Source organism: Paenarthrobacter sp. CAP02, assembly GCF_040137855.1.
Lineage (GTDB): Bacteria > Actinomycetota > Actinomycetes > Actinomycetales > Micrococcaceae > Arthrobacter.
Genome location: NZ_JBEEII010000010.1, coordinates 156,209 through 171,771, shown reverse-complemented (window position 1 = coordinate 171,771; position 15,563 = coordinate 156,209). Strand labels below are relative to the sequence as shown.

At 62.8% G+C, this 15,563-nt stretch carries 15 protein-coding genes; 11 read left to right on the top strand and 4 right to left on the bottom strand.

Annotated elements, in window-relative coordinates; all coding sequences use genetic code 11:
• The first annotated feature begins 264 nt into the window (after positions 1–264).
• From ABHM97_RS17425 to ABHM97_RS17415, 3 genes are read left to right on the top strand one after another with little or no spacing between them, the layout of a single operon-like run.
• A complete protein-coding gene (locus ABHM97_RS17425) occupies positions 265–591 on the top strand; it encodes a DUF4244 domain-containing protein (RefSeq protein ID WP_349471665.1) in 327 nt (108 codons plus the stop codon).
• The gene (locus ABHM97_RS17420; protein WP_257370923.1) at positions 588–974 is read left to right on the top strand and encodes a TadE family type IV pilus minor pilin; all 387 of its coding nucleotides are present in this window, start codon (positions 588–590) and stop codon (positions 972–974) included. The genes ABHM97_RS17425 and ABHM97_RS17420 overlap by 4 nt, the downstream gene beginning before the upstream one ends.
• On the top strand, positions 971–1,354 hold the full coding sequence (locus ABHM97_RS17415; protein WP_235517405.1) for an Rv3654c family TadE-like protein: 384 nt from the start codon (positions 971–973) through the stop codon (positions 1,352–1,354). The genes ABHM97_RS17420 and ABHM97_RS17415 overlap by 4 nt, the downstream gene beginning before the upstream one ends.
• An 8-nt stretch (positions 1,355–1,362) precedes the next feature.
• Here the strand turns inward: ABHM97_RS17415 and ABHM97_RS17410 are convergent, their stop codons facing one another.
• Positions 1,363–3,705: a DEAD/DEAH box helicase gene (locus tag ABHM97_RS17410; RefSeq protein WP_349471664.1), complete on the bottom strand. Its 2,343-nt coding sequence runs from the start codon at positions 3,703–3,705 to the stop codon at positions 1,363–1,365.
• Between the two features lie 99 nt (positions 3,706–3,804).
• Positions 3,805–4,500, bottom strand: a complete 696-nt coding sequence (locus ABHM97_RS17405) for a GNAT family N-acetyltransferase (protein ID WP_349471663.1) — start codon at positions 4,498–4,500, stop codon at positions 3,805–3,807.
• 146 nt (positions 4,501–4,646) lie between these two features.
• On the opposite strand from ABHM97_RS17405, the gene trhO reads away from it, so the two are divergent.
• Positions 4,647–5,543 (top strand): oxygen-dependent tRNA uridine(34) hydroxylase TrhO, encoded by an 897-nt coding sequence (trhO, locus tag ABHM97_RS17400; RefSeq protein WP_235517402.1) that lies wholly within the window; start codon positions 4,647–4,649, stop codon positions 5,541–5,543.
• Between the two features lie 9 nt (positions 5,544–5,552).
• On the opposite strand, the gene ABHM97_RS17395 is transcribed toward trhO, so the two are convergent.
• Complete coding sequence (locus ABHM97_RS17395; protein WP_284986269.1) at positions 5,553–6,077, bottom strand: DUF6023 family protein; 525 nt, start codon at positions 6,075–6,077, stop codon at positions 5,553–5,555.
• Between the two features lie 65 nt (positions 6,078–6,142).
• On the bottom strand, positions 6,143–6,586 hold the full coding sequence (locus ABHM97_RS17390; protein ID WP_235517400.1) for a DUF6023 family protein: 444 nt from the start codon (positions 6,584–6,586) through the stop codon (positions 6,143–6,145).
• 94 nt (positions 6,587–6,680) lie between these two features.
• Here ABHM97_RS17390 and ABHM97_RS17385 point away from each other — a divergent pair, with 94 nt between their 5' ends.
• The 7 genes from ABHM97_RS17385 to proC all read left to right on the top strand — a co-directional run bounded on the left by ABHM97_RS17385 (position 6,681) and on the right by proC (position 15,562).
• Positions 6,681–8,348 (top strand): DUF7059 domain-containing protein, encoded by a 1,668-nt coding sequence (locus tag ABHM97_RS17385; RefSeq protein ID WP_349471662.1) that lies wholly within the window; start codon positions 6,681–6,683, stop codon positions 8,346–8,348.
• Positions 8,345–9,046, top strand: a complete 702-nt coding sequence (locus ABHM97_RS17380) for an ArsR/SmtB family transcription factor (protein WP_349471661.1) — start codon at positions 8,345–8,347, stop codon at positions 9,044–9,046. Before ABHM97_RS17385 ends, ABHM97_RS17380 begins: the two co-directional genes overlap by 4 nt.
• Positions 9,047–9,171: 125 nt before the next feature.
• The gene (topA, locus tag ABHM97_RS17375; RefSeq protein ID WP_349471660.1) at positions 9,172–11,895 is read left to right on the top strand and encodes a type I DNA topoisomerase; all 2,724 of its coding nucleotides are present in this window, start codon (positions 9,172–9,174) and stop codon (positions 11,893–11,895) included.
• Positions 11,896–11,961: 66 nt separating this feature from the next.
• On the top strand, positions 11,962–12,396 hold the full coding sequence (locus tag ABHM97_RS17370) for an SseB family protein (RefSeq protein ID WP_235517396.1): 435 nt from the start codon (positions 11,962–11,964) through the stop codon (positions 12,394–12,396).
• Positions 12,397–12,473: 77 nt separating this feature from the next.
• The gene (locus ABHM97_RS17365) at positions 12,474–13,589 is read left to right on the top strand and encodes a Ppx/GppA phosphatase family protein (RefSeq protein ID WP_235517395.1); all 1,116 of its coding nucleotides are present in this window, start codon (positions 12,474–12,476) and stop codon (positions 13,587–13,589) included.
• A 1-nt stretch (position 13,590) separates the two neighbouring features.
• Positions 13,591–14,424, top strand: a complete 834-nt coding sequence (locus tag ABHM97_RS17360; RefSeq protein WP_235517394.1) for a sugar phosphate isomerase/epimerase family protein — start codon at positions 13,591–13,593, stop codon at positions 14,422–14,424.
• 307 nt (positions 14,425–14,731) lie between these two features.
• A complete protein-coding gene (gene proC / locus ABHM97_RS17355) occupies positions 14,732–15,562 on the top strand; it encodes a pyrroline-5-carboxylate reductase (protein WP_235517393.1) in 831 nt (276 codons plus the stop codon).
• The last annotated feature ends 1 nt before the right edge of the window (position 15,563 follow it).

Genomic DNA, 15,563 nt, shown 5'->3' with positions numbered 1-15,563 from the left:
CTCAGTTGTGACGCCGTCTGTAGTGCCCACTGTCCGCGGTGCCACTGTCCCTCCACAATCCGTGCGAAGCCGGGGTTATCCACTTGCGGGAATCGTTCCCTACCAGCCCCGATCCAGCCACGGAAGAGTCAGGTTTGTCGGCAGAACCGTCGGCATCTTTGAAAGGAAGCAACCATGAAAACACTTCTTCGTGCTCCGTCCGGACGCCGCTCCCAACTTCGCCGAGCAAGTCAGGCATTCGGTACTGCAGAGGAGGGACATGCAATGGAACCCTTCGGAATCAGGCAGTTCGAACTGGAGCCGTTTATGGATTCCGGATTCGGCGATGTGCCGGCTCCTACCCCTGCAACTGACCTTGATCTCGCTGCGCCCTACGGAGTCGGGACACTCAAACGCCGGAGAGGGCGGAACAGGAGCCTCGGGGCTGATGCCCGGGTTTTCGGGTCGGAAGCGGGCATGGCCACTGCCGAGTACGCCATTGCTACGTTGGCTGCCGTGGGCTTGGCCGGCTTGCTGGTGGTGATTCTTCGCAGCGAAGAGGTACGCGGCTTCCTGCTCAACCTGATCCGCACCGCATTGTCCCTGCCATGACGCCAGTGCTGCCTGCCTGCAGGAGCGAGCTCCGCTGGGGCAAACAACAAGGCGCTGTCACTGCCGAGTTTGCCGTCGCTTTGCCGGCGGTGGTGTTACTCCTTGCCTTCCTGTTGGCAGGTGGCGCCGCAGGCGTTACGCAGGTACGGCTGGAGGAGGCAGTCCGGGCGGGGGCGCGTGCATCAGCAAGGGGTGAGTCGCCCGGGTCGGTGGAAAACATCGTCAAGCGTTTGGCTGGCGAAGCAGCTGTTCCCGGCTTGTCTGAGGAGGGCGGCTGGTGCAGGGTAACGGCCACCTCTCCGGTTGGCGGGGCCTTGGGATACCTGATCCCGTGGAACCTGAAGGCCTCTGCGTCGGCCCGGACCGAGTCGGTTTCCCAATGAAAGCGCTAGTGACGGCTCGCCATCCTGCACCAGGCCGAGTCCAATCCGACCGCGGGGCTGGGACGGTCCTTGCTTTGGCTCTGGGAGCGGTGGTCATGGCCTTGCTGGCAGGGCTGTTGCTTTTGGTCCAGGCAAGCGTTACGGCGTCGCGGGCAGCCACTGCGGCTGACCTCGCGGCGCTGGCAGCTGCTGATGCCGAACGGGGTCTTGCTTCGGGAGAGCCCTGCGCAGTGGCCGGCGATGTTGCTGGGCGTCACGAAGCCCGGCTCACCTCCTGCAAGGTTCTTGGCGGCGACGAGGTAGAGGTCACCACCGAACTGGCGTATGCCTTCGCTTGGGGCGCTGCCACCGGACGGGCCCGTGCCGGGCCGCCGCCCTAGGGCGGTGCTTAGACGGCGTCCTTCAACAAGACGTCCAGAAGTGTAACGGCGGCTGCCTTGTCCAGGGGGCTGTTCTTGTTGCCGCATTTGGGTGACTGAACACAGGACGGGCAGCCAGCCTCACACTCGCACGCCTTGATGGCGTCCCGGGTGGCCGACAACCATATTTTGGCTTTCTCGTAACCGCGTTCCGCGAAACCGGCACCGCCCGGGTGTCCGTCATAGACGAAGATCGTGGGCACTCCGGTGTCGGCATGCAAGGCAGTGGACACGCCGCCGATGTCCCATCGGTCGCTGGACGCCACCAGGGGGAGGAGCCCGATGGCTGCATGTTCAGCAGCATGCAAGGCGCCAGGGAACTGGGCTTCCACCAGCCCTGCGCCATGAAGCGAACGGTTGTCCACCACGAACCAGACGGCCTTCGTGAACAGGTCCCGGGCCCCGAGCTCGAGGGGTTCCTCTCCGAGGATCTCGTTTGAAATCAATGCCTTGCGCTGAAAGGAAACCACTTGCGTCGTAACTTTGACATCGCCGAAGTGCACAGTGATGTCACCCCATTGGACCGTGCGGGATGTTTCGAGCACTTCGATCTGGGTGACGTCACGGGCCGTGGTGTAAAAGTCGGGATTCACCCGACGCACCATCACGCAATGATCTGCCTCGTTGAGGTCTTCCACCAAGTAGCTTTCTCCTTGGTGCACATAGATGGCGCCGGTGTGGGCCTGGTAGTGGGTCTGCGGCGAATCCATTGTTCCCAGCAGGGATCCGGTTCCGGCGTCGACAATACTCACAGGTCCGCCGCCGTCGGCCCGGAGGTTGACCATTCCGGCCGCACTCTCGGGGTGGGTCCAGAACCATCCGGCTGGACGTTTGCGGAGATACCCCTGGGCCACCAAACGATCCAGGAGACCTTCGGCCGTAGCACCAAAGAGCTCCAACTCAGCAGGTCCGATCGGCAACTCGGCAGCGGCCGCACACAGATGCGGACCCAGGACGTACGGGTTTCCCGGATCAAAGACCGTGGCCTCAACGGATACGTCAAAAATGGCTTCCGGGTGGTTGACCAAATACGTATCCAGGGGATCGTCGCTTGCTACGAAAGCCGCGATGGCGTCTTGTCCAGCACGCCCCGCGCGTCCAATCTGCTGGAAAAGGGACGCCCGTGTTCCCGGCCAGCCGGCCACCAGCACGGCGTCCAGACCCGATATGTCGATGCCGAGTTCCAACGCGGATGTGCTGGAGACCCCCAGAAGCTGCCCGGACCTCAATGCTTGTTCCAAGGCCCGCCGTTCTTCTGGCAGGTAGCCGGACCGGTACGCGGCCACCCTTCCCGGGAGGCTGGGGTCGACCTCGTCCAAAAGCCTTTTGGTGATGGAGGAAATGGACTCGGCCCCGCGCCTGGACTTGATGAAGGCAATGGTTCGGACACGGGAGGCGACCAGGTTGGCCAGGATATCCGCGGTTTCGGCCACAGCGGTCCTTCGCTGCTTGGCTCCGTTCTCACCCCTGACGTCGGTCAGTGCGGGTTCCCAGAAAGCCACCGTGGTGGAACCGTGCGGAGAGCAGTCTTCAGATACTTCCCTGACGGGAGCGCCGATCAGCCGGCCGAACGAAACTCCGGGGTCCGACGCGGTGGCAGAAGCCGCGATGAACACGGGCTCCGGAAAAGAGGTACCAGCACCGTAGTAAGCGCAGATCCGCCGGAGACGTCGCATGAGGTTGGCAACGTGAGAGCCAAAGACGCCCCTGTAACTGTGCGCTTCGTCCACAATGACGTACCGGAGCCTTCGGAAGAACCGGGCCCACCAGGTGTGGTTGGGAAGAATTCCGAAATGCAGCATGTCCGGGTTGGCCAGGATGAAGTTGGCGTGGTCCCGGATCCAACGGCGGGCGGACACGTCTGTATCGCCGTCATACGTTTCTGCCCTGACTGTGGGCAGTTTCAGCCCGCGTATGGCCGCGAGTTGGTCTGCCGCCAAGGCTTTGGTGGGGGACAGGTACAAGGTGACGGCGCCGTCATCGTGGATCTTTCCCGGATCGGAGAGGACCCGCAGTTCCGATCGGTGGATGGCGTCGAGGGCGGGCAACTGATATGCGAGAGACTTCCCGGAGGCTGTACCGGTGGCGATGACTACGTGTTGGCCGGAGTGGGCAATGTCGGCAGCCTGGACCTGGTGACGGTACGGCTCCTGGATGCCGAGTGTCCTGTAGGCGTCGACAATGTCTGGATGCACCCACTGGGGCCAGGGCTCGTTGACCGCTTTTCGGGCAGGGATGGTGTGGACATGGCGCAGCTGCTCGGGGTCGGGAGTCCGGCCCAGCAAGGAGATCAGCGAATTTGGTAAAGCCACCGAATCATTCTGTCACTGTTCGTACCGTCGCCCGGCTGAGAGCCGCGAACGGCGGCACGCAGGGGTGCTGCCGTCGTCCATGGCTTCAGGGAGGAGGTGTCAGCTGCCCGAAAGGTCCGATCCTTCGGTTCCGCTGGCCGACATCATCAGCACGTGGCCCACGACGTCCCATCCAAGGTGCGAATACAGTTTCTGTCCGTCCAGGGAAGCCAGGAGAAGCCCGTTCTCCACCTGGTGTGAATAGGCCTGGGCCGCGAGGGCTTTCATGATGAAGGTCCCAAGCCCCCTTCGCTGGAAATCCGGTTCGGTGACGATCTTGTCAAAGACAGCGGTTCCGTCCACCACCAAAACCCGGCCACTGGCTGCGACTTTCTCGCCGCTGTGGACCACCGCGTGGTGGACGCCGTTCGACTCGGACACTGCAAGCTCCAGGTCGTCATCAGGAAGCCAGGGATCCTCGGCGTCCTGTGTTTCCATGTCCACGATCATCATGGTCTGGGAAGCGGACGTCACTGTGAGACCGTGCTGTTCCGCGAGGAACTTATACCTTTGGACGTCATTGGTGAGGACCGTCAGGATGCGGGCCGGTGATTCCGCGGTCTTTGCCGCGAGGCCGGCGAACTCTTCATCGGAGGGATCGTGGGCGAAATACTCCCAGTCACCGGTTTTGTCGGCTCGCAGGGCTGCAGGGAAACGACCCTCCTTGCGTTTCTCATAGCCACGGCAGCCGGACCAGCCGGCTACCCAGACCTCCAAGAGGTGCGCAATGTCTTCAACCAAGGCGTCTGGACTCATGTAGAGAGAGTATGCCAGCACCCGGGGAAGCAACAGAGCGATACCAGCCGGAGGAACGTTGCTTATGCAATTGTGACTTCCCGCTGGTAGACGGGCAGCCGGGCGTCGGGAAGGGCCGATTTTACTGCACCAAGTACCCTTGAATAGTGGCTTTGAACCGAATTGTGCTCTTCTATGGCTTTACCCCGATTGCCGACCCCGACGCCGTGCGTCTGTGGCAGCGTGCCCTGTGCGAAAAGCTCGGGCTGACCGGCCGGATCCTTATCTCCAAGGATGGCATCAATGCCACGGTCGGTGGCGAGCTCAACAACATGAAGCAGTACGTTAAAACGACCCGAGAGTACCGGGGCTTCCACGACATCGACTTCAAATGGTCGGAGGGCAGCGCCGCGGACTTCCCGCGCCTGAGCGTCAAAGTGCGCGACGAAATTGTGTCCTTCGGCGCACCCGGCGAACTCAAGGTGGACGCCGGCGGTGTGGTTGGCGGTGGCAAGCACCTCCAGCCGGAGGAGTTGCACGCTTTGGTCGACGCCAAGAAGGCCAGTGGCGAAGACGTGGTGTTCTTCGATGGGCGGAACGCCTTCGAAGCGCAGATCGGCAAGTTCAAGGATGCGATCGTTCCGGAAGTGGACACCACCCACGACTTCATCAAAGAACTCGATTCGGGTAAGTACGACCACCTCAAGGACAAGCCCGTAGTGACGTATTGCACCGGGGGCATCCGCTGCGAAGTTCTGTCCAGTTTGATGGTTAACCGCGGCTTCGAAGAGGTCTATCAGCTGGATGGCGGAATCGTCCGATACGGCGAGACGTTCAAGGACAAGGGGCTCTGGGAGGGTTCCCTGTATGTGTTCGACAAGCGCATGCACGTTGAGTTCAGCGACGAAGCCAAAACCCTTGGTGAGTGCGTCCGATGCTCAGCACCGACGAACAAGTTCGAGAACTGCTCCAACCCCAGCTGCCGCACCCTGACCCTCTATTGCGCCGACTGTGCTTCCAGCCCCGAAACCCTGCGCTGCCCCGGGGGCTGCGACGCCGCATGACCGGCTGAGCTACAGTTTGCTCACCCGGTAGGCGAAGTTGGCTTCTGACCTGGATCCCACCGTGATGGACAGCACCGCGTCCGTTTCAAGCTGCACCACGTTGACCCGCGCATTTGCGCACCCCAGAGTCAGGTCCACGAGCTCCGCTTCACCCACTTTGACCGCAAACATCACCCGTCGGGTGCCGCGGCATGCCAGCGTCACTGCGTAGGTTCCGCCCGGCAACTGCATCGTCTGCTCCGATTTGGACTCCCCGGCGTTGAGGTAACCACTGCTGGAGAAGAACGACTTCCCTTGGGATTCGGGCAGCGCCGACTTCGCCCATTCTTGAAGCGCATCCCCGGTGACAGTCTCTTCCAGCTCGGGATCGGGCGGCAGAACCACGTTGCCTGCCGTAGCGCTGGGATCTGCCTGCGGGCCGCCGTCGCCGGTGTATTCGCAGCCCGCCAAGCTTCCGCCAAGCGCAATGAGGAGTACGACGGCGGCCCTCGCCGACCGCCGTGCCATCACCGAGCGAGCTGCCTTGCTCCCCATGCACTGACTTTACGCCCGCATGGCTTGCGGCTGAAGGCTTTAGTGCGGGAGGTGGCGGGGCTCGATTAACTGGTTGCGGGAGCCAGGTGATAGGCGAAGATCAGCGGGGCGTCGACACTGCTGGTGGAGATGCTGAGGGGGCCGGTAACGGGCACCTTGATCTTGACGATGTCACGGTTTCCGTTGCATGCGGCGGCCGCGTCGGTGATCTTGTTCCCTCCCGCGGAGACCGCGAAGTAGGCCTTGCCGCTCCCGTCGCACGCCATTGTCAGGGTGTAGGTTCCAGCGGGGACACTTGCCGCTTCCTTCAGCAGCGGGTCCCGGTTCAGTATCTTTCCCGAGTCCTCCAGCACCACACCATTGGCTTCCGGGAGAGCAGTCGCCTTCCACGCTGGGACGTCCGCGTCCGCGATGTTGGCCGGTGCCTGGCAAGCACAGGCTGCCATGAGGACTGCAGCAGTGATGGCAACAAGGCCCGCGCGGCGCCTTGTGGAGGAGAAGTTGAGCATAAACTCAACGCTACCGGCTTCGGACACCGATCTTTGTCCACATAGCGTGGGGCCGGCATCCGCAGCCACCGTTTACCGCACCTACACTTGCAAGGTGACTGAGACAGCTACCTTCTTTACAACCGGCAATATTGACGATGCTCCGCGCAGCGACCGTCCGGAACTGCTCACAGCGCTCGCCGCTGACCTCCGCGCAATGTCCTACACCGTGGACGGGGTGGCTGAGCTGTTGGGTCAATCCGCGTCAGATGCCCTGGGAAGGGATCAACTCATCCCCGCATTGTTGGCCAGCGAACGGCTCGCTGTCTCTGAAGATTCGGCGGTGCGGGCGCTGACCACCGTGGTGCGGCTGTGGCTGCTCGCCGTCCCTCAAACCACCGCCGCAATGGAAGACGCTGTCCCCGGGACCGGCGTGCAAGGACTGGTGGAACTGGGGCTGGTCACGGCGGAATCCGGGATGGTCCACGCCAAAGTCGACTTGCGGCCCTACGGCTGGGATGCCAACCCTGACGGCAGCGGGGGCGCCGACCTCTGGGTGGCAAGCGACCTCGCCGCCCATCAGCAGCCGGGCGTACTGAGGCACGACCATGTGCTGGGAATCGGTCGCGCATCGACGACACTTGTCCAAACCACGGTCAGGCACCACACGGAGCGGGCGCTCGACCTGGGGACCGGGTGCGGCATCCAAACCTTTCACTTGTTGCACCACTGCGACCATGTGACCGCCACGGACATCTCCGAGCGTGCCCTTGCCTTCACCCGGTTCAACCTCCTCCTCAATGCGCGGGAGTTGGACCTGGATCCCTACGATTTGGGGAGCCGGGTAAGCCTGCGGTTGGGATCGCTGCTTGACCCTGTGGAAGGGGAACAGTTCGGCTTGGTGGTGTCCAACCCACCGTTCGTGATCACGCCCCGGACTGGCGGCGAATCGCCGTCGGAGCAGTTCACTTACCGGGACGGTGGCCTGCCCGGCGACGAGATCGTAGCTTCCCTGGTCCAGTCCCTGGCGCGTGTCCTCCAGCCGGGAGGGACCGCCCAAATGCTCGGTAACTGGGAAGTCACCTCAGGGTCTGACTGGAAGGACCGTCCCACAGCATGGCTGAAAGACTCGGGTCTGGATGTCTGGTTCATCCAACGCGAGCAGGTTGGGCCGGAGCAGTACGCGGAAACGTGGCTGCAGGACGCTTCACAAAACCGTGAGGGCGGCCACTATAAGGAGGCATACGCCGCCTATCTGCAGGACTTCGCGTCGCGGAATGTCGAGGGCATTGGCTTTGGCATGATCTGGCTCCGCCGTCCGGTGTCCCCCGAGGGGGTCACCATCAACCGCTTTGAAGAGATCACCTACGCCATCGAGCAGCCGATTGGACCCCACCTCGGCGCCGCCGTGGAACGCGCGGACTGGGTGGCAGCCAATCCGCTGCTGGACGCTCATCTGGTGGTCGCGGAAGACGTCACGGAGGAACGCCACCAGCGTCCGGGAGCTGAGCACCCCGGGGTCATCCTCTTGCGCCAGGGCGCAGGTCTCCGCCGAACCAACTTGCTCAGCACCGAGCTCGCCGGCTTCGTTTCGGCATGCGATGGACAGTTGTCGGTCGGGCAGATCGCCTCGGCGCTGGTAGCCCTCCTGGGCGGCAGCGAAGACTTCGACGAGGATGCTTTCCGGGAAGGCTTGCTCCGGGAGGTCACCAACCTCGTCCTGGATGGCTTCCTGGTCCCCGACTCGTTCCTTCTTTCGCCAGCCGGGCAGGCCACGGCATGAAAAAGGACGATGCGCCGCCCGCCGGCCCGCATGGAAGTGACGCTGACTACACTGATGAAGTGATTGCGAACAACCAGCCATCCCAAGCGTCAGGCGACGTTCCCCGGCGCAAGCGTGCCGAAAAGACGATTGAGATCACCGATCCCAAGGCCATTCGCGCACTTGCACACGCTGCCCGCATCGAGGTCATCTCCGAGCTCTACGCTACCCAGGTCAGCCACACGGCAACCGAACTCGCAGCGAGGACCGGCCTGACCCCCAGCGCAATGAGCTATCACCTCCGTGCGCTCCAAAAGTGGGGGATTGTGGCTCCGGCGGAGAATGCAGGCGACGCCCGTGAACGGCGTTGGAAGGCCGCAGGGACGGACTTCACCATCTCGGGAGGCAGCGTAGCCAGCCCGGAAATCGCAGTGGTTGACCTGGAGCTCGATGCGTTCCGCCGAAGGGCTTCGGCATTTGCCAGGGCCCGTGGCGAACGCCGTCAGCGGGGTGGCTCCGGCGAAGAGCCTGCTGCCGTGGTTTTGGCGAGCAACCTGCTGTACCTCACCAACCCGCAACGCAAGGAGCTTTCGGACCGGATCCGTGAAATTCTGCGTGAGTACGAACTCGAGGACCCTACCCAAATACCCGAAGGTGCCGAACGTATGGCAACCTTGTGGTCAATGATCCCGGATGACCGCGTAGCACCCGGACAGTAGGAGCCCATCCGGGTCCTCGCACCACCGCCCTGGTTTCCCTGCAACAACGCAGGATTCTACAAACTATGGTGAACTAGGCCAGTATGGGCACCAGCCCAATGACACATTTTTTCTGTAGGAGCACCGTGCCCAGCAAGGCAAAACCCGGCAAGAAACTCGTGATTGTGGAGTCTCCAGCCAAAAGCAAGACCATCGCCAAGTACCTTGGCGAGGGCTTCATCGTCGAGGCTTCGATAGGCCATATCCGTGACCTCCCGCAGCCCTCTGACCTGCCTGCAGAACTGAAGAAGACCTCGCTGGGCAAGTTCGCCGTCGACGTCGAAAACGACTTCAAGCCGTACTACGTTGTTTCCCCGGACAAGAAGAAAAAGGTCGCAGAGCTCAAGGCGCAGCTGAAAGACGCTGACGCGCTTTACCTCGCAACCGATGGGGACCGCGAAGGCGAAGCCATCGCGTGGCACCTCCTGGAGGTCCTGAAGCCCAAGGTTCCCGTTTACCGCATGACCTTCGGCGAAATCACCAAGGAAGCCATCCACCGCGCCATGGACAACCTGCGCGACGTCGATACGGCTTTGGTGGATGCCCAGGAGACGCGTCGAATCCTTGACCGCCTCTACGGCTACGAAATCTCCCCGGTCCTGTGGCGCAAGGTGGCCCGCGGGCTTTCGGCCGGACGTGTGCAGTCCGTGGTCACCCGCATGGTGGTTGACCGCGAACGTGAACGCATGGCCTTCCGTGCGGCGTCGTACTGGGACCTCACTGGTCAGTTCGGTGCGGATTCCGGCTCTTTCAAGGCCAAGCTCGCCGCAGTGGATGGCTCAAAGGTAGCCAGTGGCCGTGACTTCAATGACAACGGCCAACTCACCTCCTCCAATGTGGTGCACCTCAACGAGGAACTCGCCACGACACTGGCATCCGGCCTGGAAAACGCGGACTTCCGTGTTCGTTCGGTAGATACCAAGCCGTATACCCGCAGGCCGGCCGCGCCGTTCACCACGTCCACCTTGCAGCAGGAAGCCGGCCGTAAACTGCGCTTCTCGTCCAAGAGCACCATGCAGGTTGCCCAGCGCCTGTATGAAAACGGCTACATCACTTATATGCGTACGGATTCGTCGGCTTTGAGCGACGAAGCCCTGACAGCGTCCCGGCGCCAGGCAGCTGAGCTTTACGGCCCCGAGTACGTGCCGCAGAGCCCCCGCGTCTATGCCAACAAGGCCGCCAACGCCCAGGAAGCGCACGAAGCCATCCGACCTGCCGGTGACTCCTTCCGGACTCCGGCCCAGGTTGCCAAGCAACTCAGTGGTGACGAGTTCCGCCTGTACGAGCTCATCTGGAAGCGCACTGTTGCCTCCCAGATGGCCGATGCGAAGGGCTCCACGGCCACGATCCGCCTCGGTGCGGTTGCAGCTGACGGCAGGGACGCAGAATTCTCCGCCTCCGGCACGGTCATCACCTTCCCCGGCTTCCTGGCCGCCTACGAAGAGGGCAAGGACGAAAGCCGCGGAGACGACGACTCCGATGAGGCCCGGCGCCTGCCGAACGTCGCCAAGGGTGACGCCCTGACCGCCTCGGACATCCTGGCCGTGGGCCACGAAACCTCACCGCCGCCGCGCTACACCGAAGCGTCACTGACTGCGGAGCTGGAAAAGCGGGGCATCGGACGGCCTTCTACCTACGCCTCCACCATCTCCACCATCCAGGACCGCGGCTATGTCCGGAAGCAGGGCTCCGCCTTGGTCCCGAGCTGGATTGCGTTCTCTGTGATCCGCTTGCTGGAGCAGCACTTCACCGATTATGTGGACTATGAGTTCACGGCGGACATGGAAGGCGACCTGGACAAGATCGCCAATGGCCAGGCCGCAGGAACCGCCTGGCTTAAGCACTTCTACTACGGCGAAGACGCTGATCCCGGCCTGTTGAGCATCGTGAACAACCTCGGTGAAATCGATGCCCGCGAGATCAACTCGGTGCCGATCGCAGAGGGCATCACGCTGCGGGTGGGCAAGTTCGGGCCGTACCTGGAAAGCTCCATTCCCACCGTGGATGAGAAGACCGGCGAAGTAGTGGAGTCCGCCAGGGCGAATGTTCCTGAGGAACTGGCTCCGGACGAGCTCACCGCAGCCAAAGCCAAAGAGCTCATGGAAACGGCAGCCCCGGAGGAACGCGTCCTGGGCACGGATCCGCACACCGGCCACACGATTGTGGCAAAGAACGGGCGCTACGGCGCGTACGTCACCGAGATCATCCCCGAGATGACCGAGGAACAACTGGCCAACCAGCCCGTGGAGTACTACAAGAACGGCAAGCCCAAGCCGCCGAAGAAGCCCGTAAAGGCCAAGCCCCGCACAGGTTCGCTGTTCAAGTCCATGACAGTGGACACTGTCACCCTGGACGAGGCCCTGCAGCTCATGAGCCTTCCCCGGGTCCTGGGCGAGGACGCCGACGGCAACCCCATCACCGTTCAGAACGGCCGTTTTGGTCCCTACCTGAAAAAGGGTACCGACTCACGTTCCATTGGATCGGAAGAGGAAATCTTCACGATCACCCTGGAACAGGCACTGGAAATCTACTCGCAGCCCAAACAACGTGGCGCACGGGCAGCCGTGCCGCCTCTTGCCGAGTTCGGTCCTGACCCGGTGTCGGAGAAGAACATCGTGGTGAAGGAAGGCCGTTTCGGGCCCTACATCACCGACGGCGTCACGAACATTACGGTCCCGCGCTCAACGTCCCTTGAGGAACTGACCCGGGAGCGCGCCGTCGAGCTTTTGGCTGAAAAGCGGGCCAAGGGTCCGGTCAAGCGGACCACCACCCGGAAGGCGCCGGCACGTAAGGCCGCAGCCAAGAAGTAACAACTGCGACGGCCGGGACAGTATGAGCGAATTGCGTCCCGGCCGGCATCGTGGTCGAGTAGAACCATGACTGAACAGACCGTTTCCCCGGACAACGAACCCTTGAACGACCTTGAGGCGAAGCTCGCCATGGCCGAACAACCGGACGCTAACCCGGTGGACGTCATCCTCGCCTTCCTGAACAACGAGGTTTACCTCGTCAGCTCGGAAGCCGTGGACGGCCCTGATTCCTCGGTGGAGCCACTGGTGCTGTCCAACGCTGACGGCCAGCCCGTCCTGGCGGTGTTCAGCCACCCCAGCCGCGTCGACGAACGCTTCCTTGAAGCAGCCCCGCACGTCCTGGGCACCATGGGTTCAGCCATTCTCGGCAACATCGGTGATGAGCTGGGCATGGTCATCAACCCTGGCAGCGAGTTTGGCTTCGAAATCGATCCAGAAGGCATCGCGAACATCCGCCGCGACTTCAAGCGCGCTGATGAAGCCGGCGAGCCCACCGAATAGCGGCCAACCAGATCCCCGAATGCGAAACGACGTCCACAAATTGCTTTGCGGCCTTCGAATCGGGGAATAATGGCAGAATGCGTCTTGGCGTTCTCGACATCGGGTCCAACACCGTCCATCTCCTGCTGGTGGATGCTCATCCCGGCGCGCGCCCGGTAGCTTTCGCTTCCCATAAGCGCCCCCTGTCATTGGTGCAATACCTCGACGGCGACGGAAACATCACCGATGCCGGACAGCATGAGCTCATTGAGTTCGTCCTGGAGGCCTGGGAGTTCGCCGCCACGCACAAGGCCGAGGACCTCCTGGCCTTCTGTACCTCCGCCATCCGCGAGGCCACGAACGGTCCGGAGGTCCTGGCAAGGGTCAAACACGAGACCACCGTGACCCTGCAGGAACTCACGGGCAGCGAGGAAGCGTCCATGACGTTCTTCGCTGTTCGCCGCTGGTACGGTTGGGGCGCTGGGCCCATCCTGGACCTGGACATCGGCGGCGGTTCGTTTGAAATGGCATATGGAACAGACGAGCTCCCTGAATTCGCCACGTCCGTCCCGTTGGGCGCCAGCCGCCTGACGCGCGATTGGCTCCATGACGATCCCCCCACTGCCAAGAGCGTCAAGGAGCTGCGGCGCTATATCCGTTCCACGTTGAAACCGGTGGTCCGTCAATTCGACGACCTCGGGCGGGCCAACCTGGTGGCCGGCACGTCCAAGACGTTCCGTTCACTGGCACGGATCGCGGGAGCAGCGCCCAGCGCGGCCGGCCCCTATGTGAAACGCGAACTGCATGCGGCTGATCTGGGGCTGTGGGCGCAACGCATTTCGGCCATGACGGTGGAGGACAGGCTGTACCTTCCCGGAGTATCGGACGCCCGGGCACCCCAGTTGTTGGCCGGCGCCCTGGTTGCAGAGGCGGCCTTGGAGCTCTTTGAGTTCCCCAGCATGGTGATCTGCCCCTGGGCCCTGCGCGAAGGCCTGATCCTTCGCCGCCTGGACCAGCTGGTGTTCGAGGACGCCCTGGATCCTGCGCCGCACGTGGGCAAGCGCAAGAAGGACAAATCCAAGAAGAAGTCCAAAGAAAGTGGCAAGACCACGGACATTGACGAGCCTCACCCGGTCAAGGAATTCCCGGTCCCGGTAAACACACCATCCCCATCACCCATCCCAGCCCCTGTGGCAGGCGGGCTGGCCTCCTGAGATGAGTAACGACGTCGAACCTGAAGTGAATGACCGCCAGATCCCGGTGGCGCTGTCCAGTGCGTCCGTTTATCCGCTGAGCGTCCACGACGCCTTTGCCGTGGCCCAGGACCTGGGGTACGAGGGCGTGGAGGTGATGGTCACCAACAACGCGGTGAGCCAAAACCCCGACGCCCTCATCCAGCTGAGCCACCGTTATCACCAGAAAATCGTTTCCATCCACGCACCCACCCTGTTGTTGACGCAGCAGGTCTGGGGTTCGGCGTGGAGCAAGATCGAGAAATCGTGCCAGATGGCAGCGGAGGTTGATTGCGACACCGTGGTGGTCCACCCGCCTTTCCGCTGGCAGTCCAATTACGCGGAGAACTTCGTGGAGGGCGTCCGGGAAATGGCCGAAACGTACCAGGTGCGGATCGCCGTGGAGAACATGTACCCATGGCGGGTGCGCGGCCGTGAAGCTGTGGCGTACCTGCCGCACTGGGACCCGCTGGGCCAGGATTACGACGACGTCACGTGGGACTTCTCGCATGCTGCCACTGCCGGGGCCAACAGTCTGGAAGCCATCAAGGCACTGGGAAGCAAGCTGCGCCACGTGCACTTGACCGATGGGTCGGGCTCCGGGAAGGACGAACACCTGGTGCCGGGCATGGGCACGCAGCAGTGCGCGGATTCGCTGCAGTATTTGGCGGCTTCCGGATTCGACGGCGTGGTGGTGGCCGAGATTTCCACCCGTAAAGCAAAGGTAGCGGGGGAGCGCGAGGAGATGTTGGCGGAAACCCTGCGCTTCGCCCGGCAGCACCTCAGCGTTCCTCTGGTGCGCAGCTCCGACCAGTAACGGCGTCGGGCTTTCCCGTTCTTGTTCGCCAGCCCCGCCGTACTACGGCCCGGCAGACGGACGAGGGCGGGATTCTGCTGCTTAAAAGCGAAAGCACCGGCGGCCGAATCGGGAAATGGGGGAAAACCCGCCCGGCCACCGGTGCTTGTGGCGGACATCCCCATGCCCGCCTCATCACTCGCACCCTCAATGAGGTAATAACTACGTTAGGCACCGAGCATGAGTGCTGCCTGCAATAACCTTGGGAGCAAGCTGGGAATGTTCAACCCGTTAGACCCCGTCGGATGCCAACTGCAATGATGGAGCAATGAGCAACCGAATCGCATTCCTTGGCTGTGGATCCATGAACGAGGCAATCCTGGGCGGTCTCCTGGCCGCGGGGGCGGACCCGTCCGACATTGTTGCCACTGTCCGCCGGGCGGAGCGCGCGGACGAGTTGGCCCAGCGCCATGGCGTCATGGCCATCGCCGGCGAAGAAGACCCGGATAACAACAAAGTGGCCACCAAAGGCGCCGGAATGGTCATTCTGGGCGTCAAACCGGTTGGCATCCTGGACCTTGCCCGCGAGATCAGCCCGGCACTGGCGAAGGACACCTTGGTGGTCAGCGTCGCTGCGGCTGTCTCCATTGCACAACTCGAAGCCGCTCTGCCTGAGGGGCAGCCGGTCATCCGCACGATGCCCAACACGCCTGCCAGGCTGGGCCGTGGCGTTGTCTCCGTATCGCCCGGGACGCATTGCACCCCGGAGCAACTGGAGCAGGCCAAGAAGGCCCTGGCCGGGGCCGGCACGGTGGTGGAAATCCCCGAAGAGCAGGTTGACGCGCTCTCGGCCATCAGCGGTTCCGGACCCGCCTACGCGTTCTACCTGGCGGAGGCCATGGCTGCAGCCGGCGTCGAGCTGGGCCTGGACCGGGAGCTGTCCGTCATGCTGGCCCGCGAAACAGTGGCCGGCGCCGGCTTCATGTTGGCTGAGCCAGGCGCGGACCCCACGCAGCTGAGGGTTGCTGTGACCAGCCCCAACGGCACCACCGAGCGGGCCATCATGGCTTTTGACGACGGCGGCATCCCCAAGATCATCGCCGACGGTGCCCGCGCCGCAGCAGCCCGGGCGGCAGAGATCACCAAGCAGCTCGGCTGAT

Coding starts and splice junctions, on each gene's coding strand:
- ABHM97_RS17395 (WP_284986269.1), bottom strand. CDS start 6,077: ATGGGGAGCAAGGCAGCTCGCTCGGTGATGGCACGGCGGTCGGCGAGG.
- ABHM97_RS17365 (WP_235517395.1), top strand. CDS start 12,474: ATGCGTCTTGGCGTTCTCGACATCGGGTCCAACACCGTCCATCTCCTG.
- ABHM97_RS17420 (WP_257370923.1), top strand. CDS start 588: ATGACGCCAGTGCTGCCTGCCTGCAGGAGCGAGCTCCGCTGGGGCAAA.
- ABHM97_RS17390 (WP_235517400.1), bottom strand. CDS start 6,586: ATGCTCAACTTCTCCTCCACAAGGCGCCGCGCGGGCCTTGTTGCCATC.
- ABHM97_RS17415 (WP_235517405.1), top strand. CDS start 971: ATGAAAGCGCTAGTGACGGCTCGCCATCCTGCACCAGGCCGAGTCCAA.
- ABHM97_RS17360 (WP_235517394.1), top strand. CDS start 13,591: ATGAGTAACGACGTCGAACCTGAAGTGAATGACCGCCAGATCCCGGTG.
- ABHM97_RS17380 (WP_349471661.1), top strand. CDS start 8,345: ATGAAAAAGGACGATGCGCCGCCCGCCGGCCCGCATGGAAGTGACGCT.
- ABHM97_RS17405 (WP_349471663.1), bottom strand. CDS start 4,500: ATGAGTCCAGACGCCTTGGTTGAAGACATTGCGCACCTCTTGGAGGTC.
- ABHM97_RS17370 (WP_235517396.1), top strand. CDS start 11,962: ATGACTGAACAGACCGTTTCCCCGGACAACGAACCCTTGAACGACCTT.
- ABHM97_RS17425 (WP_349471665.1), top strand. CDS start 265: ATGGAACCCTTCGGAATCAGGCAGTTCGAACTGGAGCCGTTTATGGAT.
- proC (WP_235517393.1), top strand. CDS start 14,732: ATGAGCAACCGAATCGCATTCCTTGGCTGTGGATCCATGAACGAGGCA.